Below are 24,300 nucleotides of genomic sequence, written 5' to 3'. Positions count from 1 at the left end.
GCGAGGCGTCTTCCGGGGCGGCGAGGGCGGACAGAGGCACGCCCCCCAGCGCCCCAGGCGCCCCTGGCGGCCGGTGCGGACGAAGGCACCCCTTGGCACCCCTGGCGCCGCGGGGGCGGATATGCGACAGGCGGTGGTCCACTGGAGTGAACCACCGCCTGCCAGACAGGACTTGGAACCCGGATGAGACGGCCGGCGCCTACTTCGACGGCTTCTTGCCGGTGACGCCCAGATGCACCAACAGCGCCAGGGTCGGCTTCAGTTCGGCCTGCTTCACCCCCGAGGAGGTGAAGGCCTTCTGGTGGGAGGCGACCGCCGCGAGCATCGCGACGAGCGCGCCGGCGATCGCCGCCGGGTTCACGTCCTTGTCGATCCGGCCCTTGGCCTGCAGCTCGGAGATCGCCTCGGCGAGGGAGCCGTTGACCGTGTTGAGGATCTTCGTGCGGATCTTGTTGAACCGCTTGTCTCCCTCGGCGGCGCCGAGATCGATCACCCGCAGGATCGCGTCGTTCTTCCGCCAGAACTCCAGGAAGCCGTCGACGAGTTCCTGCGCGGTCTGCCAGCCCGCCTTGCCGGCCCACGACCGGCCCTGCACCAGCTCGGTCACGGCCGCGCCCTCGGTGGCCATGTGCTCGGCGAGCTCCAGGACCGCGCCTTCGACGTCCGGGAAGTACTGGTAGAACGTCGCGGGCGAGGTGCCCGCCTTCCGGGCGACGTCGATGACCTTGACATCCCGGTAGGGGGACGAGCTGAGCATCTCGCTGAGGCAGTCGAGCAGCTTCTGCCGGGTCGCCTGCCCACGTCGGCCGGCCACGCGGCCGTCGACGGTACGCACTTGTCCTGTCATGCCGTCAGCTTACCGAGGGGGTGTGGGAGCGCGATTCGGCCGACTGCAAATGGGGTGCACGGGGGTGCGGAGGCTGGTGTGCCTGGTCTGCGGGGTGCGTGAGGTCCCGTTACTTTGGCGGCATGGCCGAAAACAGGGCATCCGCGTACGCAGAGGGCGTCCCGTGCTGGGTGGACGCCCAGCTGCCGGACGTGGAGGCGGGCAAGCGGTTCTACGGTGAGCTCTTCGGGTGGTCCTTCGAGCCGGCGTACGGCGACTCGGTGTGGGCGCACCTGGATGGGGAACCCGTCGCCGCGCTCGCCCGCAAGGCCGACGGGCGGCTGCCCACGGTGTGGACCGTGCACTTCGCCACCCCGGACGCCGAGGCGCTGGCCCGCCGGGTGCAGGCGGCGGGCGGACAGGTGGTCACCGCCCCGACGAGGGTGGGTGGCCTCGGCGTCGCCGTGCTGGCCACCGACCGTGAGGGCGCCGTCTTCGGCCTGTGGCAGCCGGAGGGTCATCCCGGCTTCGGCCGCCGCCACGAGGAGGGCTCCTTCGCCTGGGTGGAGCTGTACACCCGGGACACCGCCGCCGCGAACACCTTCTACGGCGACCTCTTCCACGACGCCCTGTTCGGCGCGGACGCCGAGCCCGACTTCGGCCGCGCCCCGGTCTCCGACGTCTTCCCCGCCGAGATGCCGCCGCACTTCCTCGTGCACTTCCGGGTCGCGGACTGCGCGCAGGCCCTCGGCCGGGTGCAGCGGCTCGGCGGGCGGGTGCAGGCGGAGCCGTTCACCACTTCCTACGGCACGGTGGCGGTCGTCACCGACGACCAGGGGGCGTCGTTCGCACTGCTGGAGAGGGCGTGACGTCGTCCGGACTGCGGCTTGTGTCCTGAAATGATGCGCAACACCCTTCCTGTCACCGGGTTCGCAACCAGTGCCCGCGCCAGGAAGAATCGGGGTGCGTGCCGCCATGGCGGTGCGGTGGTGAGACGCTGCACTTCGGCCGCGGACACAAGCAGGTGGCGCGCGGCTCGAACGGGGAGGTGGCAGGCAAGTGGTGGATCAGCTGACGCAGCACGATCCTCGGCGGATCGGGCCGTTCGAGGTGCTGGGACGGCTGGGTGCCGGCGGCATGGGGCTGGTCTATCTGGCGCGCTCGGCGTCCGGCCGGCGCGTGGCGATCAAGACGGTGCGCACCGAGCTGGCCGAGGACCAGCTGTTCCGGGTCCGCTTCACGCGGGAGGTGGAGGCCGCCCGGGCGGTCTCCGGCTTCTACACGGCGGCCGTGGTCGACGCCGACCCGCGCGCCGCGGTGCCCTGGCTGGCCACCGCGTACGTGCCCGCGCCCTCCCTCGAGGAGATAGTGAACGAGTGCGGGCCGCTGCCGGCCCAGGCCGTGCGCTGGCTGGCGGCCGGTGTGGCCGAGGCGCTGCAGTCCATCCACGGGGCCGGGCTGGTCCACCGTGACCTGAAGCCGTCCAATGTGCTCGTCGTGGAGGACGGCCCGCGGGTGATCGACTTCGGCATCGCCTCCGGCGTGTCGAACACACGTTTGACGATGACCAACGTCGCCGTCGGCACCCCCGCCTACATGTCGCCCGAGCAGGCCAAGGACTCCCGCAGCGTCACCGGCGCCAGCGACGTCTTCTCCCTCGGCTCCACCCTCGTCTTCGCCGCCACCGGCCACCCGCCCTTCCACGGCGCCAACCCGGTCGAGACCGTCTTCATGCTGCTGCGCGAGGGCCCCGACCTGGAGGGCCTGCCCGACGAGCTGCGCCCGCTGATCGAGTCCTGTATGCAGATGGAGGCCTCCGCCCGGCCCACCCCGGCCGATCTGCAGGCCCAGCTCGCCCCGCACCTGTTCGGCTCCGGCTCCGACGACAGCGGTACGGCCTCGGCGTGGCTGCCCGAGAAGGCGGTCGCCCTGATCGAGACCCGCCGCGGCGGCCGTCCCGCCGCCCAGCCGGCCACGACCGGCCCGCGCAGCGGCGGCCGCGGCGGATCGGGCGCGGGCGGCCAGGGCGCCGGCCCCGCCCTGCCCCCGCCGCCCCCGCACGCTCCCGCCGTCCCGGCCCCGCCGGCCACCGCCCCCGTGGGCGCGCCCGACACCGGCCCGGTCCGCCTCGCCGGCGCCCCCGTGCCCATCGGGCCCGGCCCGCGCGTGGCCGACCTGCGCGCCGCCGCGCTCAAGGCGCCGGCGCCCGAGGCCGCGCTCGCCGCCTCCTGGTCCCGGCCCCGCCCGGGCCTCGGCGGCGCCGACCCGGCCGTACCCCATCCGCAGCCGGTGGCCCCCGAGCAGCCGCAGACCGGCTGGCGGCCGTGGCGTTTCCGCATGTCGAACGACGTCTGGGGGACCCCGGCCGTCGACGGCGACCTGGTGTACGTCACCTCCTTCGAGGTGCACGCCCTGGACGTGGCCACCGGCCGGCGCCGCTTCAAGACCCGGGACGTCGCCTGGTCGATGGCGGTGGCCGACGGCCGCGTCCACGCCTCCGACGGCCCCACCCTGTTCGCCCTGGACGCCCGCACCGGCACCGACCTGTGGCGGCTGCAGACGGACGCCTGGGTGTACTCCCTCAAGGCCGAGCGCGGCACCGTCGTCACCGGCACCCGGGGCGGCGGCGTCCAGGCCTGGGAGGCCTCCAGCGGGCAGAAGCTGTGGGAGATCACCGGCGCCCAGACCGACTTCGAGTCCCCGGAGGCCGGGCCCGCCCTGCACGAGGGCACCGTCTACGTCTGGCAGGACGCCCGGCTGCGCGCCCTGGACGCCCGCACCGGCGACGAGCGCTGGTCGTACCCCATCGGCGACGCGGCCTCCTGCGGCGGCGTCCCGCTGCGCCTCACCCAGGCCCCCGACGGCTATGTCTACGTCAGCGCCGGCACCCGCGTGCTCGCCTTCGACGTGGCGAGCGGCATGGTGCGCTGGCACTTCGAGGCACCGGCGGTCTTCCTCTCCCCGCCCGCCTTCGTCCCGGGCCCCGCGGTGACCGGCGGCGGCGTGTACCTGGCCGACTACCTCGGCACGGTGTACGCCCTCGACGCCACCGACGGCCGCGACCGCTGGCGCATCGCCACCGAGTCCCGCGCCTCCGTCGAACCGGTCCTGGTGGTCGCCGGGCACGTCCACGTCGGCAGCGGCAAGGGCCTGTACACCCTCGACGCGGTGACCGGCACGCCCAAGTGGCGCTTCCAGGCGGGCGGGGACATCGTGGGCGCGCCCGCGGTGGCCGAGGGCCGCATCCACTTCGGCTCCACCGACCACCTGCTCTACACGCTGAAGGCCGACGACGGCCGGCTGCGCTGGAAGCTCGCCACGGGCGGCGAGATCACCGGCTCGCCGCTGGTGCGCGACGGCGTGGTGTACGCGTGCAGCAAGGACCGCTGCGTGTACGCCCTGGACGCGGAGAAGGGGACGGGCACGGCGCGCACGGCGTGAGCGCGCGTCCGGCGTGAGCGCGCGTCCGGCGAGGGCGCGCGTCCGGTGAGGTGCGCGTCCCCGGCGAGGGCGCGCGGCCCGGGGACGGCCGTCGTGCGGGCGCACGGAAGGGGTGCCGGACGGCGGCCGCCGCATCGGGGAGCGGCCGTCGGCCGCTCTCACCGCAGACGCTACGCCGGGGACGCGACGGTCGCCACGCGGTGACATGTCCGTGACCAGCCGGCCCTAGGGTGTCGGCCATGCAGCATTGGGGACGAGGCATCAAGCTCACGGCGGTCTGCGGCCTGGTGGTCCTGGCGCTCACCGGGTTCTCCGACGGAGGCCACCGCGGCAGCTCGGGCAGCAGCAGTGGCGGCAGCGGCAAGGTGAGCAAGAGCGGGTCGGGCAAGAGCCGCAGCGGCAGCGGGTCCCGTCACGGCTCGGGCGGCGGCGGGTGCAGCAGCTCCAGCCAGGACCACGACGACTACGACGACGATGACGACACCGCGTACGACGACACCTCGGGCGACGACACCCCCGCCGGTGACGACGCGACCACCATGCCGCCGAGGGACGGGATCGTCACCCTGGTGAGCTGCGCGACGAAGAAGCAGCCGTACGCCACGGTCCAGGTGCACAACCCCAACGACCAGGACGGCACCTTCTCGTTCAGGATCCGCTTCCTCGACGCCAAGGGCCGCCTGCTCCACGTGCAGCTCGACCAGCTGGACGTGCCCGCGAACCGGACGGTGACCGCGAAGGAGTACGTCGGCGCCGGCGACGCGGGCAAGGTCCGCCGCTGCGACCCCGACGCCCTGGCGGACGTGGTGACCCCCACCCCGTCCGCGACGCCCTGACCCGGCGGTTCAGACCCCCACCGCGCCGTCGATGCGTTCGCGCAGGAGGTCGGCGTGGCCGTTGTGGCGGGCGTACTCCTCGACCATGTGGATCAGCACCCAGCGCAGGGAGACCGTGCCCCGCCAGCCGTCGTGCCCCTCGACGTCCAGGTGCGGCGCCTTCGCGGTGAACTCCCGCGCGAACGCGACCTCTTCGCGCCACGCGGCCCACGACTGAGCCAGGGTGCCGGGCGTGGCGCCGTCGAAGTCGCCCTCGGGCCGGTCCGGGGTGGAAAAACGCAGTTCGACGTCCTGGCCGGCGAGCACGGCACGGAACCAGCGGCGCTCGACGTCGGCGAGATGCCGGACCAGGCCGAGCAGGGACAGCGAGGAGGGCGCCACGGACCGCTCGGCCAACTCCGCCTCCAGCCCGGCGCACTTCAGCTCCAGGGTGGCGCGCTGGGCGTCCAGCACGGCCACCAGCATCGCGCGCTCGTCCCCCGTGGCGGGCCCGGCGAACCGCTGCTCGCTGCCTGCCCCGGTGAACAACTCGATCCGGCGATCGGGAATCCTCATGCGCCCCATGATGACGGCCGCCCCCCGCTCCCCGTAACTCCCTTTCGCCCCACGGCCGCCGTCCACCGCTGCCGGAAACGACTCCGGCCGCGACGGCTCCCCCTCCGCGCCGCCGCGGCCGGCCCCCCCCGGGGCGTGAAGGCTTACTTCGCCGGCTTGAAGGGCTCCGACGTGGCGTGCATGTCCATCGTGGTCAGGGGCTCGCTCGTGGCGTGCATGTCCTGCGTGGTCACCTCGCCGTCGGTCGCCGTGGCCGCGGCCTCGGTGTCCGTCGTGCCGGTGGCGTGCATGTCCTGCGGCTTGATGACCGGCTCGTCGCTCATGGTGCTGGCTCCACTCGGTGTGCTCGTCGTTGGGTCGGCACGACCCGTCCGGTCACTCCCCCGAGGGTGGCCGGACGGGTCTGTCGGGCCGCTCACACTAGTGCGTGCGTGCGAGGGCCTTCGCTGCGACCCGTCTGCCCCCCGACGCGACGGATCGACTGCTTCGAGAATGGCGGAGCGGGATAAACGAACGATGAACGTCCGGCCGTTCAGGCCGCCTGCGGGGTGCTCAGCAGAGCGCGCACCGCACCGGCCTCGGGCGAACCGAGCTCCTCGTAGATCCGCAGGGACTCGCGCCAGCACGCCTGCGCCCGCCCCGTCTGGCCGATGCCGGTGAGCGCGTGACCCAGGACCGTGAGCACGCCGCCGCGGCGCCACTCGCCGCCAATGCCGCGCAGCACGGTCAGCGCCAGCTCGGCGTTGGTGGCGGCCTGGGCCGAGCGGCCGGCGGCCAGGTCGACCTCCGCCATACGGAACAACGTCATGCCCTCCCACAGGCGTTGACGGCTCTCGCGGAAGACGTCCAGCGCCTCCGTCAGCCGTGCCGTGGCCTCGTCGAGCTGTCCGGTGCTGGTGAGCGCCAGGCCGAGCGCGTAGCGGCCGTTCGCGCCGCGCATCGAGTTGCCCATGGCGTCGTAGATCTCCATGCCCTGCTGTGCCAGCGCCACCGCGCTCTGCGTCCGCCCGGTGGCCAGGTGGATGCGGGACAGGTTGCACAGCGCGCTCGCCTCGCCGGGACGGTCGCCCAGGGTGCGGAAGTGCTGGATGGCCCGGGAGAGATGCTCCTCGCCGTCCGTGTTGCGGCCCTGGTAGAGCGCGATGATGCCGCGGGCGTTGCGCGCCCAGCACACCGGCAGCAGATCGTCGGCCGCCTGGGCCAGGCGGATCACCTGCGCCGCCTCCTGGTCGGCCTCGTCGAAACGGCCGCCGTCGACGTGCGCGTGGGCCAGCGTCATCAGCGCCCGGGCCTCGACCCGCTCCACGCCGACCTTGCGGGCCGCCTCCAGCAGCGCCTGCGCCGTGGCCTCGTACTCCCGCGAGTTGGCCCCCGACTCGGACAGGTCGAGCGCGGCCCACAGCAGGTCGATCGCCCGGCCGAGCGTGCCGGGCCGGGCGGCGGACAGGCGGGCGGTGGCCAGCAGGCAGTTCGCCTCGGCGTAGAGCCAGTCGCGCGCGGCGGTGGGGTCCGCGAACGTCAGGCCCGGGTACTGCGTTTGCTCCAGGTGGTCCACCAGCCGGTCGCCGGGGCGTTCCGTGGCGTAGACGCCCGCCGCGGTGGCCAGGTAGAAGTCCAGCAGCCGGGACAGGGCCGCCTCGCGCTCCGTCGGCGGCCACTCGTCGCGCTCCGCGCAGGCGCGGGCGTAGAGGCGGACCAGGTCGTGGAAGCGGTAGCGGCCCGGCGCCGCCGATTCCAGCAGCGACGTGTCGACCAGGGACTCCAGCAGGTCCTCGGTGTCCTCGACCGCGAGGTCCAGCATCGCGGCCGCCGCGGCGAGGGAGAAGTCCGGGCCGTCCGCCAGGCCCAGCAGCCGGAAGGCGCGCGCCTGGGCCGGCTCCAGCTGGCCGTAGCCCAGCTCGAAGGTCGCCTTGACGGCGAGGTCGCCGGCCTGGAGCTCGTCGAGGCGGCGGCGCTCGTCGGCGAGCTTCGCCGCGAGCACGGACACCGTCCAGGTGCGGCGGGCCGCGAGCCGGGAGGCGGCGATACGGATCGCGAGCGGCAGGAAGCCGCACGCGGCGACCACGTCCAGCGCCGCCTCGCGCTCCGCGGCCACCCGCTCCTCGCCCACGATCTTCGTGAACAGGGCCAGCGCCTCGTCCGGCGCCATCACGTCCAGGTCGACCAGGTGCGCCCCGGCCAGGTCCAGCATCCGCACCCGGGAGGTCACCAGCGCCGCGCACCCCTCCGTGCCGGGCAGCAGCGGCCGGACCTGGGCGGCGTCGCGGGCGTTGTCCAGCAGGACCAGCACCCGGCGGCCGTCGAGCACCGTCCGGTAGAGGGCCGCGCGCTCCTCCAGGGAGTCCGGGATCGCGCCCTCGGCCGTGCCGAGAGCGCGCAGGAAGGAGCCGAGGACGGTCTCGGGTTCGGCGGGGCGCGGGCCGGCGCCCTGGAGGTCGACGTAGAGCTGGCCGTCGGGGAAGGCCGCCCGCGCCTGGTGGGCGACGTGCACGGCCAGCGTGGTCTTGCCGACGCCGCCGATGCCGGCCAGCGCGGACACGGCCATCACACGGGCCTCGGCGGAGGCCAGGATCTCGCCCAGCTCGCGCACGAAGGACGCCCGGCCGGTGAAGTCGGGCACGGTCGCGGGCAGCTGGGCGGGGCGCGGGTGGTGCACCACCGGCTGCGGCTGCGGGGCGGAGGGCTGCGCGAGACCCGGGTCGGCCCGCAGGATCCGCTCCTGCAGGGCGCGCAGGTCGGGGCGCGGGTCGACGCCGAGTTCCTCGGCGAGCAGGCGGCGGGTGTCGGCGTACACGGCGAGGGCCTCGGCCTGGCGGCCGCTGCGGTAGAGGGCCAGCATCAGCAGTTCGCGCAGGCGTTCGCGCAGCGGGTGGGCGGCGGTGAGGGCGGTCAGCTCGGAGACCGCCTCCGCGTGGCAGCCCTGCTCCAGGTCCATGTCCAGGCGCGATTCCAGCAGTTGCAGCCGCCACTCCTCCAGGCGGACCCGCTGCGCCTCCGCGTACGGGCCGGGTACGCCCGCCAGCGCCTCCCCGTCCCACAGGGCGAGCGCCCGGCGCAGCACCTCGCGGGCGTGGCACAGGTCCCCGGCGGCCCGCGCCTTGTCGGCCTCGGCGGCCAGGTCCTGCGCGACCGCCAGGTCCAGCGCTCCCTCGGCCAGCCCGCGCACCGCGTAGCCGCCGGACTCGCTGACCAGGACGCCCGCGTCGAGCACCTTGCGCAGCCGGGAGGCGTAGGTGCGCACCGCCGCGAGGGCCTGGGACGGGGGTTCCTCGCCCCACAGGGCGTCGATCAGCTCCGCGGCGGTGGCGGTACGGCCCTCGCGCAGCAGCAGCGCGGCGAGCAGGGCGCGCTGCTGGGGGGAGCCGGTGGGCAGCGGGTCGTCGCCGCGCCAGGCCCGCACCGGGCCGAGCACGCCGAAGCGCAAGCCCGCCGACTCCGCCGCGGAGTCAGGGCGCCTTGGCTCCGGCACCCGCGGAACACCGTCCATCGCCGTCCCCCCTGGAGATCCCGAGCAACCCCGTCAGTTTGCCTTGTTCATGGCGGATGCGTCAGCCGTGGGAGACGCCGATCACAAGGCGCGGGGCGGGCGGTCACAGGACCCACACAACAGCTCCGCACGAAGAATGCGGCGCGTTCCTGCCGTCGTGCCGTCAAGTGGCCCTGCCCGTGGGGGACATGGCGTGCCGCGGGTGCCGTCCCCGCTCAGCGGCGCCCGAGGAGGATCGGGTTGGTGAACGCCGCGAGCGCGCCCGGCAGGGGGCCGGCCGCCGCCTCGTGGCGCAGTTCGGCGCGGACGTACGCGGCGTAGGAGGGGGTCGTCCGCCACTCCACCACGCCCGACCCGGTCACCGGCAGCGGCGCGCTGGTGAACAGCACCCCCTGGTCGGTGACGAACCGGACGGTGCAGCGCGGCGCGCCCGTGACTTCCAGGCGCACGGTCACCGGCGTGTCCCGGTCCACCTCCAGCCGCTCGCCGATGCCCGCGTGCCGTCCGCGTCCGCCGCTCGCCCCGAACGACAGGGCGACCCTCGCGGACTCGGCGGCATAGGAGCGGCCGGCGCGGATGCCCTCCTGGATGGCGTCGCGGGTCAGGTCGTCGGCGAGGACGACGGTCTGCGGCATGCCCACCGGGTCCGGGTCACGGTGGGCGTCGCTGTTGCCCATCGCCGGGATCCAGTCCCGTCCCTCGCGCACGGAGGCGACCAGCATGGAGTCCCAGTCGGCGAGCGCGACCTCGTCGTCGGGGGTGTACGGCCCGTTCCACACCTCGATCGCGTCGGCCTCGCTGAAGCCGAACTTCCAGTTGCAGCCGACGCAGGTGGCGTGCGGGTGCGCCGGGACGACGAGACCGCCGGCCTGGCGGACGCGGCGGGCGAACCTCCCGAACCGGTTGTCGCGGGCCCGGTAGCGCCAGTCGACGAAGGTGCCGGGGTCGGTGCCGAGGGCCAGCACATGGCCGTTGCGGGTGGTGATCTCCTCGCCCAGCATCACCAGCAGGTCGTCGCCGGCCACGTCCGCCCAGTGCGGGTGGGAGGTGTGGGTGTTGTGGTCGGAGGTGTTGATGAAGTCCAGGCCGGCCGCGCGGGCGAGGGCGCCGATCTCGGCGGGGGTGCGGCGGCCGTCGGAGTGCCAGGAGTGCAGGTGGCAGTCGCCGCGGTACCAGGCCCGCCCGCGCCCCTTGGCCCGCTCCGGCGGATACACCGGCCGCGGTGTCTCACCGCTGTCCCCGTAGGTGAGCGTGACGGTCAGCTCGTACGCCAGGCCCTGCGGGGCGACCGTGTACGGGCCGAGCGCGATGTGCCAGGTGCCCTCGCGGACCGGGCCGGGGACGTATCCGGGGGTGGCGTCGTCGGCCCGCACGAAGAACTCCGTGCGGGCGCCGCCCGACCAGCCGCGAAAGCCCCGGCCGCCGAGGTCGGTGCCGCGCTCGTCGAAGAGGCCGATGTCGAGGGCGTTGCCCGGGGTGCCCGCCGGGGTGGCGGGCCGGTCGTAGGTGTAGGAGACCCTGATCTCGCGGACCCCGGCGGGCACTTCGACCGGGACGTACACGAAGTCGGGGGCACCGGGAGGCAGCGTGCCGCGCACGGTCCGCGTCTCCTGGCCACCCGCGCCCGCGTCGGCCGCTGAAGCGAAGCTCACGCTTCCCAACGTAAGCGCGGCGGCGGCTCCCGTCACGAACAGGGCGCGTCTGCCGAGGGCGTTTCCGTCTGCTCTGTCGTCACACATGCCGGCCACTGTGCCGGTCGGGCGTGAACTCCGGTAGACGGCAAGGGAATCGGGGGACGGCGGAGGCCCTGGCGGGCGGCGGGGCGGCGGGTCGGGGCGTGTTCTGTGGTGGGGTGCCGTGGCCTGTCGTGCGTGCCGGAGGCGTTGGCGTGGCGTGCTGTGGCGTGCTGTGGCCGGCCTGGACCGACCAGCCGGTATGGACGGTCGTCGTCCCGCGCGGTACAGATGCCCCATGCGCATCTCCGTCACGGTGTTCCTCACCGACGAGACCATCACCCCCACCCGCCTCGCCCGCGAGCTGGAGCAGCGCGGCTATGCCGGGCTCTACCTGCCCGAACACACCCACATCCCCGTCGAGCGCACCACGCCCTATCCGGCCGGTGGCGACCTGCCGCGCGAGTACGGCCGTACCCTCGACCCCTTCGTGGCGCTGGCCCAGGCCGCGGCGGTCACCGAGCGGCTGGGTCTGGGGACCGGCATCACCCTGGTCGCCCAGCACGACCCGATCGATCTGGCCAAGCAGATCGCGACGCTCGACCACCTCTCCGCGGGCCGCCTCACCCTCGGCGTCGGCTTCGGCTGGAACGTCGAGGAGGCCGCCGACCACGGGGTGGAGTGGCGCACCCGGCGCGCGCTCGTGCGCGACCGGATGGCCCTGATGCGGGCCCTGTGGGCGCCGGAACCAACGGGATACGACGGCGAGTTCGGCGGCGTACGGCCCAGCCTCGCCCACCCGAAGCCGGTGCGGAAGCCGCGCGGCCCCGTGCTCGGCCCGCGCACGCTCGTCGGCGGGGCGGCGGGCCCGAGACTCTTCGCGGACATCTGCGCGTACGCCGACGGCTGGATGCCGATCGGCGGACGGGGGCTGTCGGAGTCGGTGCCCCGGCTGCGCTCGGCATGGGCGGACGCGGGCCGCGACCCGCACACGCTTCAGGTGGTCCCGTACGCCGTCCACCCGAACCCGGGCAAGCTGGCGCACTACGCGGACCTGGGCATCGAAGAGGTGGTCGTCCAACTGCCACCGGCAGGCGAGAACGAGGTACTGCGCACCCTGGACGCCTACGCGGCGTACCTCCAGACGTAGGAGAGCGGACCGCATCCGCCGCGACGGCGCACCCCTGGACGGCACCCGGGCCCTGCGACCGGGGACGACACCCGGGGCTTGCGACCGGGGGCGACAGTTGGGGCCTGCCACCGGCGCGGCGCCGGGGTTTCGCGGCCGGGCAACGCCAATGCGGCTTTGCGGCCGAGCGCGGCATGCTGCTCCGCCGCCCGTGCGGCATGCCGGCTCCGCCGCCGAGCGGAGCGGCCCGTTTCCGGGGCACGCCGCGGCACGCTGCTCCGCGGCCGGTACGGCTTCCAGGCTCTGTGGCCGGGAAAGACACGCGGCATCGCAACCGGGTGCGGCCACCGGCGCTGCGGCCCGCCGCGACACGCGACTCTGCGACCCGGGCCCGGCCACCTGGCTCTGTGGCCACGCGCCCAGGAGTCGCCTCGGGTCGCCGCACGCAGGCTCCGCCGCCCCGCGCGGCTTCCGCGGGCCAATGGCCCCCCCCGCGCCGCGACAACCCCCGTTGCAAGGCCCGCGACCAGGGTGAACCGGTGGAGCCTATGCTCGGAGGATGACGACCTCCGCGACCTCAGGAACCGGACATCCCACCGAGAACTCCATGCGTCGCGCTCTCAAACGCGCCCGGGACGGTGTCGCCCTCGACGTCAGCGAGGCGGCGGTGCTGCTCCAGGCGCGCGGTGAGGCCCTGACCGATCTCGCCGCCTCAGCCGCCCGGGTGCGCGACGCGGGCCTGGAGCAGGCGGGGCGGCCCGGCGTCATCACGTACTCCAAGAGCGTCTTCATCCCGCTGACCCGCCTGTGCCGGGACAAGTGCCACTACTGCACCTTCGTCACCGTGCCCGGCAAGCTGCGCCGCGCCGGGCACGGGATGTTCCTGTCCCCGGACGAGGTGCTGGACATCGCCCGCAAGGGCGCCGCCCTCGGCTGCAAGGAAGCCCTCATCACCCTCGGCGACAAGCCGGAGGACCGCTGGCCCGAGGCACGCGAGTGGCTCGACGCGCACGGCTACGACGACACCCTCGCCTACGTCCGCGCCGTCTCGATCCGCATCCTGGAGGAGACGGGCCTGCTGCCCCACCTCAACCCGGGCGTGATGTCGTGGACGGATTTCCAGCGCCTGAAGCCGGTCGCCCCCTCGATGGGCATGATGCTGGAGACCACCGCGACCCGCCTGTGGTCCGAGCCCGGCGGTCCGCACTACGGCTCCCCGGACAAGGAACCGGCCGTGCGGCTGCGGGTGCTGGAGGACGCGGGCCGCTCCTCGGTCCCGTTCACCTCCGGCCTGCTGATCGGCATCGGCGAGACGTACGAGGAGCGCGCGGAGTCCCTGTTCGCGCTGCGGAAGGTCGCCCGCGCCTACCACGGCATCCAGGAACTGATCATCCAGAACTTCCGCGCCAAGCCGGACACCGCGATGCGCGGCATGCCCGACGCCGAACTGGACGAACTGGTCGCCACCGTGGCCGTCGCCCGCCTTCTGCTGGGCCCGAGCGCCTGCCTGCAGGCCCCGCCCAACCTGGTCGAGGGCGAGTACGAGCGCCTCATCGGCGCCGGCATCGACGACTGGGGCGGGGTGTCCCCGCTGACCATCGACCACGTCAACCCCGAACGCCCCTGGCCGCAGATCGAGGAACTCGCCGCACGCTCCCGCGCGGCCGGCTTCGAGCTGCGCGAACGGCTCTGCGTCTACCCGGAGTTCGTGCGGCGCGGCGAGCCCTGGCTGGACCCGCGCCTGCTGCCGCACGTGCGCGCGCTGGCCGACCCGGAGACCGGCCTGGCCCGGGAGGACGCCGTCGTCCAGGGCCGCCCGTGGCAGGAGCCGGAGGAGGTCTTCACCCCCACCGGCCGCACCGACCTCCACGCGTCCATCGACACCGAGGGCCGCACCTCCGACCGCCGCGACGACTTCGACGAGGTCTACGGCGACTGGGACGCCCTGCGCGAGGCCGCCGCCCCCGGCATGGCGCCCGAGCGCATCGACACCGACGTCCGCCAGGCGCTGCGCACGGCGGCCGACGACCCCACCGCGCTCACCGACGCCGAGGCGCTGGCCCTGCTGCACGCGGACGGTCCCGCGCTGGACGCGCTGTGCCGGGTCGCGGACGACGTCCGCAAGTCGGCCGTCGGCGACGACGTGACGTACATCGTCACCCGGAACATCAACTTCACCAACGTCTGCTACACCGGCTGCCGTTTCTGCGCCTTCGCCCAGCGCCGCACCGACGCCGACGCCTACACGCTCTCCCTGGAGCAGGTCGCCGACCGCGCCCAGCAGGCGTGGGACGTGGGCGCGGTGGAGGTGTGCATGCAGGGCGGCATCCACCCGGACCTGCCCGGCTCGGCGTACTTCGACATCGCGAAGGCGGTGAAGGCCCGCGTTCCCGGCATGCATGTGCACGCCTTCTCCCCGATGGAGGTCGTCAACGGCGCGACCCGCACCGGCCTGTCGATCCGCGAGTGGCTGACGGCGGCCAAGGAGGCCGGCCTGGACACGATCCCCGGCACCGCGGCGGAGATCCTGGACGACGAGGTCCGCTGGATCCTCACCAAGGGCAAGCTGCCCACGGCCACCTGGATCGAGGTGATCGAGACGGCCCACGAGCTGGGCATCCGCTCCTCCTCGACGATGATGTACGGCCACGTCGACCAGCCCCGCCACTGGCTCGGCCACCTGCGCACGCTGGCCGGCATCCAGCAGCGCACGGGCGGCTTCACCGAGTTCGTCACGCTGCCCTTCGTGCACACCAACGCCCCCGTCTACCTGGCCGGCATCGCCCGCCCCGGCCCGACGATGCGCGACAACCGCGCGGTCACGGCGATGGCCCGCCTCCTCCTCCACCCGTACATCCCGAACATCCAGACCAGCTGGGTCAAGCTCGGCACGGAGGGCGCCGCGGAGATGCTCCGCTCCGGCGCGAACGACCTGGGCGGCACCCTGATGGAGGAGACCATCTCCCGCATGGCGGGCTCCTCCTACGGCTCCTACAAGTCGGTCAAGGACCTCACCGCGGTGGCCCGGGCCGCGGGCCGCCCGGCCAAACCCCGCACCACCCTCTACGGCGAGGTCCCCGAGGAACGGCAGCGAGCGGCCGAAACCTCCGACGGCCACCTCCCGGCGCTGCTCCCGGTACTGGACTGACCACGCCGGACGGAGCCGGCCGTCCCGGCCGCCGGCGGTGCGTCCGGGGCGGGCCGGGCTCCCGCCCCGGGACTCCCGTCGGAGCCCGGCCGGGCGCCCGCCCCGGGGCCCCCGCCGGCGCCGGAGGCCCCCGCGGGCGGCGGGACGGGTGGTCCGGGGGGCGCAGTACGATGATCCGGCCTCCGGGATCGTGGGGGCCGGAGACTGAGGAGATGCGTAGCGGTGCCTGCCCGACGGCTGCCCTCGTGGGTCTGGGTCACCACGCTGACCGTGGGCGCGGTCGCCGCGGTCTCGGTGCTGGCGGTGCAGGCCGACCAGGGGGCCAAGCCCACGGCGGCGGCCCGGCCGAGCGCGTCGGCGTCGGCGCGTCCGCACCCGGCGCCGGCGGCCCCGCCCGCCGTGCCGGGCGGCTCGGGCACCGGACGCCGTGTCGTCTACTCGCTCGCGCAGCACCGCCTGTGGCTGGTGGACGCGAGCGACTCCCCGCGCCGTACGTTCCCGGTGTGGGCGGGCACCGTCAGCCCGGACCCGGGGACGTACAAGGTGTCGACCCGGCGGGAGACCACGACGGGCTCCGACGGCGTGCCCATCGAGCACATCGTGTACTTCGCGGCCAAGTCCGGCGTCTCGATCGCGTTCTCCAACGCGGTCGACGGCTCCTCGCCGCCGCCGGCCGCCGCGGGAAGCCGTACGGGCGGCATCCGGATGCGGGCGGCCGACGGGGCGGCGCTGTGGACGTTCGCGACGCCGGGGACGACGGTCGCGGTGGTCGGCTAGCGGTCTTCTTCCGCGGTGGTCAGCCGGCGGTCTTCTCCGTGGCGGGCACCTCGGCGGGCGCGGGCTCGCCGGCCGCGAGATGGTTGACGATCAGCACCACACCGCTGATCAGGAAGATCCGGGTGGCCGCGTCGAGGCCGTTCCAGTTCTTCGACTGCCACATGGCGAACCACTCGCCGCCGATCGCGATGAAGCCGGCGCCGAACAGCAGCATCAGCATCAGCAGGCCGTACGTGGACAGCCGCCGGGCCAGGGCGTGGTCGCGGCGGGCCCAGCAGACGGTGCCGGCTATCAGCACCAGCGCGGCGAGCGTCTCCCAGACGATGATGGCGACGTAGGCGGCGTTCTGCAGGCCCTTGCCGGTGATCGCGCGCCACATCAGGTCGTCGTCCTTGAACGTGGTGTCCATCGCCAGCACATGCTGGACGAACGCCTGGTTCGTCCCGAAATCAGTAATGTTGCCGAAGGCGACGAGGGCGATGTAGAGCGCGAGCACACCGGTGAGCACACCGGCGGCGAGCGGAAGCACGCGTGAAGTGGGGGTGGTCATGCCGATCATTCTGCCCAACCGCGCCCCCCGTCCGTGCACCGCTCAACTTCCGCCTCTCCTTTCGGCCTTGACGGCCGCGCGCCACCTGCCCTGGAATGGACCGACACACCGTCAGGACACCGCGGGGGAAGCATGTCCGTCCGGATCGACGTCGTCGGCGACGACGACGCGCTCGAGGAACTCTGGGACTGGCTGAGCGACGAGCGCGCGCTGCGCGGCCGGATGCGGCTGCAGTCCGCGCCCCCGGCGCCCGGCACCATGGGCTCCGGCCTCGAGATCGCGGTGGACCTGTCCAACCTGGGCATGTCCTTCGTCGCCACCCTCACCTCGGTGATCGGCACCTGGCTCACCCACCGCGGCCGCACCCGCAGGTCCGGCGGCACGGTCGTCGTCACCGCCCCCGACGGCACGCGCTACGAGATCAGCCACCCGGACGCCGACGAGCTGCGCCGTCTGACCGAGGCGCTCACCCGCCTCCACGACCGGGACGATGACCCGGCTGCCTGACCGCGCACGCTCCCGAGCGTTCCTGTTCGGCGTCGCCTCCTACACCCACCCCGAGACACCCGACCTGCCGGCCGTCGGCAACAACCTCAGGGACCTGCGCCGCCTCCTCACCTCCCCGGACGGCGCCTTCGCGCCCGAGCACTGGTGATGGCCGATCCCGCCACCCCGCAGGCCGTCTACAACGCCCTGCGGCACGAGGCGGCGCAGGCCGAGGACACCCTGCTCGTCTACTTCGCCGGCCACGGCGAACGGCTGCGGGGCGGCGGCCTCGGGCTGGTCCTGAAGGACACCACGCCCGACGACGTCGACGTCAGCTGCCTGGAATACGACAAGATGCACGCCCTGCTGCGGGAGCGCACGCCGGCCGCCCACCGGATCGTGATCCTCGACTGCTGCTACAGCGGCCGGGCGGTGCCCGCGATGAGCGGGGGCCGGCGGGCCGCCGCGCTGAAGGCGCAGCTGGAGATCGAGGGCGCCTGCGTGCTCACCTCCAGCGCCGCCACCCGGGAGTCGCTGGCGCCGCACGGGGCGACATACACCTCGTTCACGGGGGAGCTGCTGCGCCTGCTCGGCGAGGGGGTTCCCGGCGCGGAGAGCCTGCTGTCGCTGGAACTGCTGTCCGAGCGGCTCGCCCGCGCGACCCGGCTGCGGGGACTGCCGGAGCCGGTGGACGTCTTCCAGGGCAGTACCCGGCACATCGCGCTGGTCCGCAACCGTGCGCGGCCCGCCGCCGGGCGCACCGGACCGGCCGCCGCCGCTCGCACCGGATCGGCCCCCGCCCGGTGCACCGGACCGGCCCCCGCCCGGCGCGCCGGATCGGCCGCCGTCGCGCCGCCGGCCGTCGTGCCGACCCACGTGTCCCGGCCGCTGGTGTTCGCGGGCGAGTTCCACGCGACCAAGAAGGACCTCGCGCGGACGGTGCGCGCCCACTGGGCCGACGCCGCCCGGCGGTTCTTCGAGGACATGGGCACCCGCGAGGAGCCGTCCGAGAACTGGCGCGAACTGCGGGCCTGGCTGCGCGAGTTCACCGACCCGCTGACCGACGACGTCGAGGGCCGTATCGCGCTCGTCGACCGGTACCTGACCGATCCCGGCCTCACCCCGGACCACAAGCTGCTGCACCTGCTGCGCTGGCTGGACCCCGACGGCCCGGTCGTCCTCCGCGGCACCCCGCTCACCTACCGCACGCTGACGCGGGCCTGCCTGGCCCGGTACGGCGGGGACGGCGAGGCGGGCCTGCCGGCGGAGCTGGAGGAGCAGCGGCTGCTGCCCACCCTGGCCGGCTTCCGGTCCCTGCGCCGCCTGGCCGGTGTGCAGGAGGCGTGGGAGGAGGCGCTGCGGGCCTGGCGGGTGGGCACCGCCGTGGCCGGGCTGCCCGACGACGTCCGCGCCTGGGCCGCCGCCACCGGCCCCGGGGCCCTGCTCGCCGCCCTGCTGCCGCCGAAGGAACTCGACCGCATCCGCGACACCCTCCCGGCGGCCCCGCACCGCCCCGAGCGGACCACGCAGTGGTACGACCGTCTGCTCAAGGCCGCCGGCGGGCGGCAGTCCCTGCTGGGCGGGCTGGTGGAGGCCGAGTTCGCCGAGCGGGCCGGGACCGAGGCGCGCCTGAGAGCCGAGGAGAAGGCGCGGCGCGCGGCCGAGGCCGCCCGCCGCCAGGCCGAGGCGGACGAACGGCGGCGCCGCGCGGAGGAAGAGCAGCGCGAGCGCGAGGCCGCCGCCCTCGCCGCGCCGCCGCAGCAGCCCGGCACCGGGCCGGGGCCCGCCCAGGCCCCGGCGGCCGGCGCACGCGGGTTGCGTGCGCCCGGCACGGCCGCGCGCACCGCCGCCCCCACCCGGTCGTACACCCGCGACCGGACCACGGCCGTCCTGGCGGCGCTGGCGATCGGCACCGGCTGGGCCCTCGTCCCGGCCGTCGTCGTCTGGGTGACCTGGTGGTTCACCAGCTACGACGTCGACGCCGCCGAGACGCTGTCCCTGGCCGCCGGCCTCACCGGCGCCGCCGTACTGGGCGCGCTGCTCCCGTGTGCGGTACGGCTCGGTTCCGGCCACCGCCCCCGGCTGGGGGCGCCCTCTTCCTGGGTGCCGCCCGTGAAGCCGGCACTGACCGCCTCCGCCCTGCTGGTCCTGTACTGGCTGCTCGGGCGCAACAGCTCCGCGCGGGCCGACCACATCAAGGCCGACTCCGACCTGCTGCGCGGCATCGGCTGGGGCCCCTTCTGGGACTACGCCGGCCAGAACGCCTTCCGCCCGTCCGGCGGCGACATCCTCGTGTCGCTGCTGCTCCTGCCGGTCATGGCGGGATGCGGGGCGGCCGGGTACCGGGCGGGCCGGGAGCTCGCCCGCCGCTGGGAGCGGCGTCACACCGGCCGCTGACCGGCCCGCCTGCGGTCGTGCACAGTTTCCGACCGTTTCCGCCCTGAACCTGTCCTCCCCGTTCGATTACAGTGCTCGCGTCGTACGTCCGGACGGTGCCGGGGAGGTCAAGGTGGGCGCGACGTCCGGTGCCGTCTGGGGCCGTGCCGAACAGCAGGACTTCCGCAGCCGGGTGCGCGGCACGCTCCTCGGGACGGCCGTCGGGGACGCGCTGGGCTCCCCCGTGGACGGCCTGGACCTGACCGCGATCCGCGCGGCGCACGGCCCGGAGGGCGTCGTCGACCTGCTGCCCGCGCACGGCCGGCGCGGCGCCGTCACCCACCTCACCCAGCTCACCCTGTTCACCGTGGACGGCCTGATCCGCGCCCAGGTCCGCCGCGACACCGGCGCCTGGCACCCGCCGACCGACCTGCACCGGGCCTACCGGCGCTGGCTGGCTACCCAGCGCGACTGGGGGCCCGACGAGCGGCGCGAGGACGACGGCTGGCTGGCCCGCGAGGAGTGGCTGTACGCCCGGCGGGACCCGGCGCGGGCGCTGCTGCTGGGGCTCGGCGACGCGGCCATGGGCACGGTGGAGGCGCCGAAGAACCCCACCGAGGACGGGCCGGAGGCCGCCGCCCGCTCGGCTCCCTTCGGGCTGCTGGTCGGCTGGGAGCCGCAGCTGGTCGTACAGCTGGCGGTGGAGTGCGCCGCGCACACCCACGGGCACCCGGTGGCCGGGCTGTCGGCGGGGGCGTACGCGGTGATCGTGCACGGGCTGGCGCGCGGCCAGAGCCTGGACGGGGCCGTGCAGCAGGCGCTGGCCCTGCTCGCCGCCCGGCCCGGCCACCCGCCGGTGTCGGACGCCCTCCAGCACGCCCTCGGCGCGGTACGGCAGGGCCTGCCCACACCGGTGCGGGTGACGGAGCTGCTGGGGGAGGGCACCGCCGCCGGGGCGCTCGGCGCCGCCGTCTACTGCGCGCTGGTCGGTGAGGACGTACGGCACGGGCTGCGGCTCGCCGTGAACCACGACGGACCCTCGGGTGCGGTGGGCGCGCTGGCCGGCGGGCTGCTCGGCGCGCTGCACGGCGAGACGGCCCTCCCGCCGGCCTGGCTGGCCGAGCTGGAGGGCCGCCCCACGATCCTGGAACTGGCCGACGACTTCGCGATGGAGATGACCCAGGGCCCGGCCCTGCACAGCCCCGCGGGAGCGTCCCCGGGCTGGCTGGCCCGGTACCCGAGGGCCTGATCCGGCGTCCCTACGGCGCTCCCACGGCCCCCGGCACCGGCGCCGCGACCGCCGCGTCGTCGTCCGAGTTGACACGCTCGATGACGGCGAGCCGCTCCGGGGTGTCCTCCGGCCTGATCCAGCCGACGACGACGTACAGCACGAGGGAGACGGCGAGCGGGATCGACACCTGGTACTGCAGCGGCACCCCGCCGTCGATCCGCCAGCTGATCGGGTAGTTGACCAGCCAGAAGGCCAGCAGGCCGAATCCCCAGCTGGTGAGCGCCGCGGTCGGGCCGGAGCGGCGGAAGGGCCGCAGCAGCCCCAGCATCATCGGGATGGCGATCGGTCCCATGAGACCGGCGACCCACTTGATGACGACGGTGATGATGTCCTTGAACGTGGGGGAGTTGACCTGGGTCGCCACCGCCATGGACAGGCCGAGGAAGACGACGGTCGTCACGCGCGCCGCGATCAGCCCGGACCGCTGCCCCCACGCCCGCGCCCGGGCGGACAGCGCCGGGGCCACGTCCCGGGTGAACACGGCGGCGATCGCGTTGGCGTCGGAGGAGCACATGGCCATGGTGTGCGAGAAGAAGCCGACGATGACGAGCCCCAGCACGCCGTGCGGCAGGAGCTGTTCGGTCATCAGGGCGTAGGCGTCGGAGCCGTCCGGCTTCTGCGCGTGGACCAGCAGCGGCGACATCCACATCGGGAAGAACAGCACCAGCGGCCAGACCAGCCACAGCACGGCCGACAGCCGCGCCGAGCGCTCGGCCTCGCGCGCGCTGCCGGTGGCCATGTAGCGCTGGGCCTGGTTGAGCATGCCGCCGTTGTACTCGAAGAGCTTGATGAACAGGAACGCGAGCAGGAACACCGTGCCGTAGGGGCCGACGAGCGGCTTGCCGTGTCCGTGCAGCGCGGGTTCGTCCCAGGCGCCGAGGAAGCCGACGCCCTTGTCGTTCAGCTTCAGCACCACCGCGACGAACATGGCGACGCCGGCCAGCAACTGGATGACGAACTGCCCGAGTTCCGTCAGCGCGTCCGCCCACAGCCCGCCGATCGTGCAGTACACGGCGGTGATGGCGCCGGTGATGAGGATGCCCTGGTGGAGCGAGATCCCGGTGAACACCGACAGCAGGGTGGCGATGGCCGCCCACTTGGCCCCCACGTCGACGATCTTCAGCAGCATCCCGGACCAGGCCAGCGCCTGCTGGGTGGGGAGGTTGTAACGGTTCTTCAGGTACTCCAGCGGGGAGGCCACATGGAGCCGGGAGCGCAGCCGGTTGATGCGGGGCGCGAACAGCCGCGAGCCGATGGCGATGCCCAGCGCGATGGGGAAGGACCAGGTCACGAAGGAGGTGACGCCGTAGGTGTAGGCGATGCCCGCGTACCCGGTGAACATCACCGCGCTGTAGCCCGACATGTGGTGCGAGATGCCGGACAGCCACCAGGGCATCTTCCCGCCGGCGGTGAAGAAGTCGCTGACGTCGTCCACCCGCTTGTGCGACCAGACGCCGATGGCGACCATCACACCGAAGTAGCCGATGAGTACGGCCCAGTCGAGACTGTTCATGGGGCCGATCGTGGGGTCCGTCACATGAACGCGACAAGCAAGCGTAAGGTCAAGTCACGGTAAAAACGTTCGACTTGATGGCTCAGGTTCACCCATGTGAACGCGACGGGCGGGAAGGGGGGCACGCAAAAGCCCCTGCCGGCGGTCACCGGCAGGGGCCTCGACCTCACGCGAGTCCGACGGCTACGGCGTCTGCGCGCTCTCCTTCAGCTCGTCCGGGCAGGGCGTCCCGCGCGGCAGCTGGTAGGGCGCCGCCAGCCGGTAGGTGCCCGCCTTCGGCGCCAGCAGCACCGTCCAGCGGTCGCCGTCGGCGTCCTCCTCCGTCCGCGTCAGACAGCCGTTGACGTTGTCGTACGTCTTCGGCGTGCCCTCCGGGCGGTGCTTGGAGGCCTGCGTCTCCTGCGGCGCCTTCAGGCTCTTGCCCTGGGCGTCGACGATGCTCAGCCACGGCGAGTACGGGATGCGCACCAGGATCCGGCCCGGCCGGCTCACCTGGATCGTCCACTCGCCCTGCTCGGCGCGCTGCACCACCGCGTTCGGCTCGGCCAGCGGCGTCGGGTCGGTGACCTCGAACAGCTGCCAGTTCGCGTCGCCCCACACCTGCCGCAGATACGGCAGCCCGCGCTGCACCAGCGCCCGCTCGCGCTGCCCGCCGTCGCCGTCCGGCTCGTCCTTCGGCACGACCACGTAGTGCACCGCCCAGCGCTGCAGCCACTCGTGGTAGTTCGCCGAGTTGAGGGTGTCGTCGTAGAAGAGCGGGTTGCGCTCCATGTCGGCCTGGCGGTTCCAGCCGCGCGCCAGGTTCACGTACGGCGCGAGCGCGGACGCCTCGCGGTGCGAGCGCGCCGGGACGACCTCCACCCGGCCCTTCTCCGCGCCGATCTGCTGCAGCTCGTTCACCAGCGGCGCCAGCTCGCGCGACCAGGACGCGGCCGGGGCGGTGTGGATGATGTCGTCGACCGTCTTGAAGCCGATCCAGCCGACGAAACCGCAGAAGGCCACCACCACCGCGTACCACTTGCGGGACTTCGGCACGGTGAACGGCAGCGCCGCCACCAGCGCCACCCCCGCGAACAGCATCGCCAGCCGCGTGATGTTCGAGCCGATCTGCGAGCTGATCAGCCACACCAGCAGCACGGAGAGCCCGTACACGGCCGCCGTCAGCCGGACCGTCTTCCAGGTGCGCGGCACGGCGGCGTAGACGATCCCCGAGAACACCAGCGGCAGCGACGCCGAGCCGAACGACATCGGCTGCGTGCCCGAGAACGGGAACAGCCACGCCGAGACCGCCACCACCGCCGACGGGGCCAGCCCCAGCGCCCAGGCGCCCGGCCGCCGCTTCTGCAGGAACAGCGCGACCGCCACCAGGCCCACGAACAGCCCCGCCACCGGCGAGGCCATCGTCGCGAGCGCCGCCAGCGGCGCCGCGCACAGCGCCTTCGCCCACCGCTTGTAGCGCCAGCGGTACGGCCAGCAGAAGACCGCCGCGACCGCGCCCAGCGCGAACATCGTGCCCAGCCCGAAGGTGACCCGCCCGGAGATCGCGTTGCACAGGAAGGCGAACACCCCGGCCAGCGCCGCCCACAGCGGATTGCGCACCGCGCGGCTGCGGATCAGGATCAGCGTCAGCAGGCCCGCCGAGACCGTGCCGGCGATCATCATCGTCGTCCGGACCCCGAGCACCGACATCAGATACGGCGACACCACGCTGTACGACACCGGGTGCATCCCGCCGTACCAGGCGAGGTTGTACGCCGAGTCCGGGTGCCGGCCGACGAACTCCGCCCACGCGTCCTGCGCCGCCAGGTCGCCGCCACTGTTCGCGAAGGTGAAGAACCAGACGATGTGCAGGACGCCCGCGAGCGCGGTGACGGACAGCACCGGATGGCGCAGCATCCGTTCCCGCAGCGCGAGGAAGGCGGCCCGGACACGCTCGCGGCGGTCCCCGCCGCCGGACGGGCCGGTCTCAGGCAGCGCTATTCGAGGGCCGGTACTCGATGTCGTACCGGCGTCGTCGGCGCGTGTCGGCTCCGCAGTGGCCACCTGAAGGCACTCCCAGTTCCCGTCTTCTGTTCTCGGCCGCGACCGGCGACCTGTCCCGTTTCGCGACGCTAGCACGCACCCCGCCGGGGAGCTCTGCCGTGGTGCTCCACCGCCGGGGTGCGCGGGCGGTGACGGGAGGGGCCGGGCCGGCCGTCGCGACCGGCCCGGC

General features: G+C 74.0%; 18 protein-coding genes. 10 read left to right on the top strand and 8 right to left on the bottom strand.

The window, feature by feature from the left end:
- Positions 1 to 199: 199 nt before the first annotated feature.
- Positions 200 to 835: a TetR family transcriptional regulator gene (locus ACF1AL_RS29025; RefSeq protein ID WP_391702895.1), complete on the bottom strand. Its 636-nt coding sequence runs from the start codon at positions 833 to 835 to the stop codon at positions 200 to 202.
- A 134-nt stretch (positions 836 to 969) separates the two neighbouring features.
- On the opposite strand from ACF1AL_RS29025, the gene ACF1AL_RS29020 reads away from it, so the two are divergent.
- From ACF1AL_RS29020 to ACF1AL_RS29010, 3 genes are all read left to right on the top strand, one after another.
- Entirely contained in the window at positions 970 to 1,695 is a 726-nt protein-coding gene (locus ACF1AL_RS29020; protein WP_391821200.1) for a VOC family protein, read from the top strand.
- Positions 1,696 to 1,885: 190 nt separating this feature from the next.
- A complete protein-coding gene (locus ACF1AL_RS29015) occupies positions 1,886 to 4,267 on the top strand; it encodes a PQQ-binding-like beta-propeller repeat protein (protein WP_391660191.1) in 2,382 nt (793 codons plus the stop codon).
- 239 nt (positions 4,268 to 4,506) lie between these two features.
- The gene (locus ACF1AL_RS29010; RefSeq protein WP_391828075.1) at positions 4,507 to 5,103 is read left to right on the top strand and encodes a hypothetical protein; all 597 of its coding nucleotides are present in this window, start codon (positions 4,507 to 4,509) and stop codon (positions 5,101 to 5,103) included.
- 9 nt (positions 5,104 to 5,112) lie between these two features.
- Here the strand turns inward: ACF1AL_RS29010 and ACF1AL_RS29005 are convergent, their stop codons facing one another.
- The 4 genes from ACF1AL_RS29005 to ACF1AL_RS28990 all read right to left on the bottom strand — a co-directional run bounded on the left by ACF1AL_RS29005 (position 5,113) and on the right by ACF1AL_RS28990 (position 10,884).
- Positions 5,113 to 5,658 carry a DinB family protein gene (locus tag ACF1AL_RS29005; RefSeq protein ID WP_391828073.1) on the bottom strand — a complete coding sequence of 182 codons (546 nt, stop codon included), beginning with the start codon at positions 5,656 to 5,658 and terminating at the stop codon, positions 5,113 to 5,115.
- 143 nt (positions 5,659 to 5,801) lie between these two features.
- Positions 5,802 to 5,981 carry a hypothetical protein gene (locus ACF1AL_RS29000; RefSeq protein WP_366835540.1) on the bottom strand — a complete coding sequence of 60 codons (180 nt, stop codon included), beginning with the start codon at positions 5,979 to 5,981 and terminating at the stop codon, positions 5,802 to 5,804.
- Positions 5,982 to 6,190: 209 nt separating this feature from the next.
- On the bottom strand, positions 6,191 to 9,145 hold the full coding sequence (locus ACF1AL_RS28995; RefSeq protein WP_391828071.1) for a BTAD domain-containing putative transcriptional regulator: 2,955 nt from the start codon (positions 9,143 to 9,145) through the stop codon (positions 6,191 to 6,193).
- 215 nt (positions 9,146 to 9,360) lie between these two features.
- Positions 9,361 to 10,884, bottom strand: coding sequence for a CehA/McbA family metallohydrolase (locus ACF1AL_RS28990; protein WP_391828069.1), 1,524 nt, complete (start codon positions 10,882 to 10,884; stop codon positions 9,361 to 9,363).
- Positions 10,885 to 11,116: 232 nt separating this feature from the next.
- On the opposite strand from ACF1AL_RS28990, the gene ACF1AL_RS28985 reads away from it, so the two are divergent.
- The 3 genes from ACF1AL_RS28985 (at position 11,117) to ACF1AL_RS28975 (ending at position 15,872) form a co-directional block, all read left to right on the top strand.
- The gene (locus ACF1AL_RS28985; RefSeq protein ID WP_386912703.1) at positions 11,117 to 11,968 is read left to right on the top strand and encodes an LLM class F420-dependent oxidoreductase; all 852 of its coding nucleotides are present in this window, start codon (positions 11,117 to 11,119) and stop codon (positions 11,966 to 11,968) included.
- A 538-nt stretch (positions 11,969 to 12,506) separates the two neighbouring features.
- Positions 12,507 to 15,095: a bifunctional FO biosynthesis protein CofGH gene (locus ACF1AL_RS28980; RefSeq protein WP_391828067.1), complete on the top strand. Its 2,589-nt coding sequence runs from the start codon at positions 12,507 to 12,509 to the stop codon at positions 15,093 to 15,095.
- A 222-nt stretch (positions 15,096 to 15,317) separates the two neighbouring features.
- Entirely contained in the window at positions 15,318 to 15,872 is a 555-nt protein-coding gene (locus tag ACF1AL_RS28975) for a L,D-transpeptidase (protein ID WP_366835547.1), read from the top strand.
- A gap of 19 nt (positions 15,873 to 15,891) precedes the next feature.
- Here the strand turns inward: ACF1AL_RS28975 and ACF1AL_RS28970 are convergent, their stop codons facing one another.
- Positions 15,892 to 16,422 (bottom strand): DUF2165 domain-containing protein, encoded by a 531-nt coding sequence (locus tag ACF1AL_RS28970; protein ID WP_366835548.1) that lies wholly within the window; start codon positions 16,420 to 16,422, stop codon positions 15,892 to 15,894.
- Between the two features lie 132 nt (positions 16,423 to 16,554).
- On the opposite strand from ACF1AL_RS28970, the gene ACF1AL_RS28965 reads away from it, so the two are divergent.
- The 4 genes from ACF1AL_RS28965 (at position 16,555) to ACF1AL_RS28950 (ending at position 20,533) form a co-directional block, all read left to right on the top strand.
- Positions 16,555 to 16,929 (top strand): hypothetical protein, encoded by a 375-nt coding sequence (locus tag ACF1AL_RS28965; protein ID WP_391828066.1) that lies wholly within the window; start codon positions 16,555 to 16,557, stop codon positions 16,927 to 16,929.
- Positions 16,913 to 17,077, top strand: coding sequence for a hypothetical protein (locus tag ACF1AL_RS28960; protein ID WP_391828065.1), 165 nt, complete (start codon positions 16,913 to 16,915; stop codon positions 17,075 to 17,077). The genes ACF1AL_RS28965 and ACF1AL_RS28960 overlap by 17 nt, the downstream gene beginning before the upstream one ends.
- Positions 17,077 to 19,305 carry a caspase family protein gene (locus ACF1AL_RS28955; RefSeq protein WP_391828064.1) on the top strand — a complete coding sequence of 743 codons (2,229 nt, stop codon included), beginning with the start codon at positions 17,077 to 17,079 and terminating at the stop codon, positions 19,303 to 19,305. The genes ACF1AL_RS28960 and ACF1AL_RS28955 overlap by 1 nt, the downstream gene beginning before the upstream one ends.
- Before the next feature lie 112 nt (positions 19,306 to 19,417).
- Positions 19,418 to 20,533, top strand: a complete 1,116-nt coding sequence (locus tag ACF1AL_RS28950; protein ID WP_366835550.1) for an ADP-ribosylglycohydrolase family protein — start codon at positions 19,418 to 19,420, stop codon at positions 20,531 to 20,533.
- Between the two features lie 10 nt (positions 20,534 to 20,543).
- On the opposite strand, the gene ACF1AL_RS28945 is transcribed toward ACF1AL_RS28950, so the two are convergent.
- Both ACF1AL_RS28945 and ACF1AL_RS28940 read right to left on the bottom strand, forming a co-directional pair.
- Positions 20,544 to 22,088 carry a sodium:solute symporter family protein gene (locus ACF1AL_RS28945; RefSeq protein ID WP_391828063.1) on the bottom strand — a complete coding sequence of 515 codons (1,545 nt, stop codon included), beginning with the start codon at positions 22,086 to 22,088 and terminating at the stop codon, positions 20,544 to 20,546.
- 183 nt (positions 22,089 to 22,271) lie between these two features.
- Entirely contained in the window at positions 22,272 to 24,131 is a 1,860-nt protein-coding gene (locus ACF1AL_RS28940) for an MFS transporter (RefSeq protein WP_391828062.1), read from the bottom strand.
- Between the last annotated feature and the right edge of the window lie 169 nt (positions 24,132 to 24,300).

It is taken from the genome of Streptomyces sp. NPDC014801 (assembly GCF_043082085.1).
Lineage (GTDB): Bacteria > Actinomycetota > Actinomycetes > Streptomycetales > Streptomycetaceae > Streptomyces.
The sequence above is the reverse complement of the archived record's forward strand: the minus strand, read 5'-3'. Positions and strand labels throughout refer to the sequence as shown.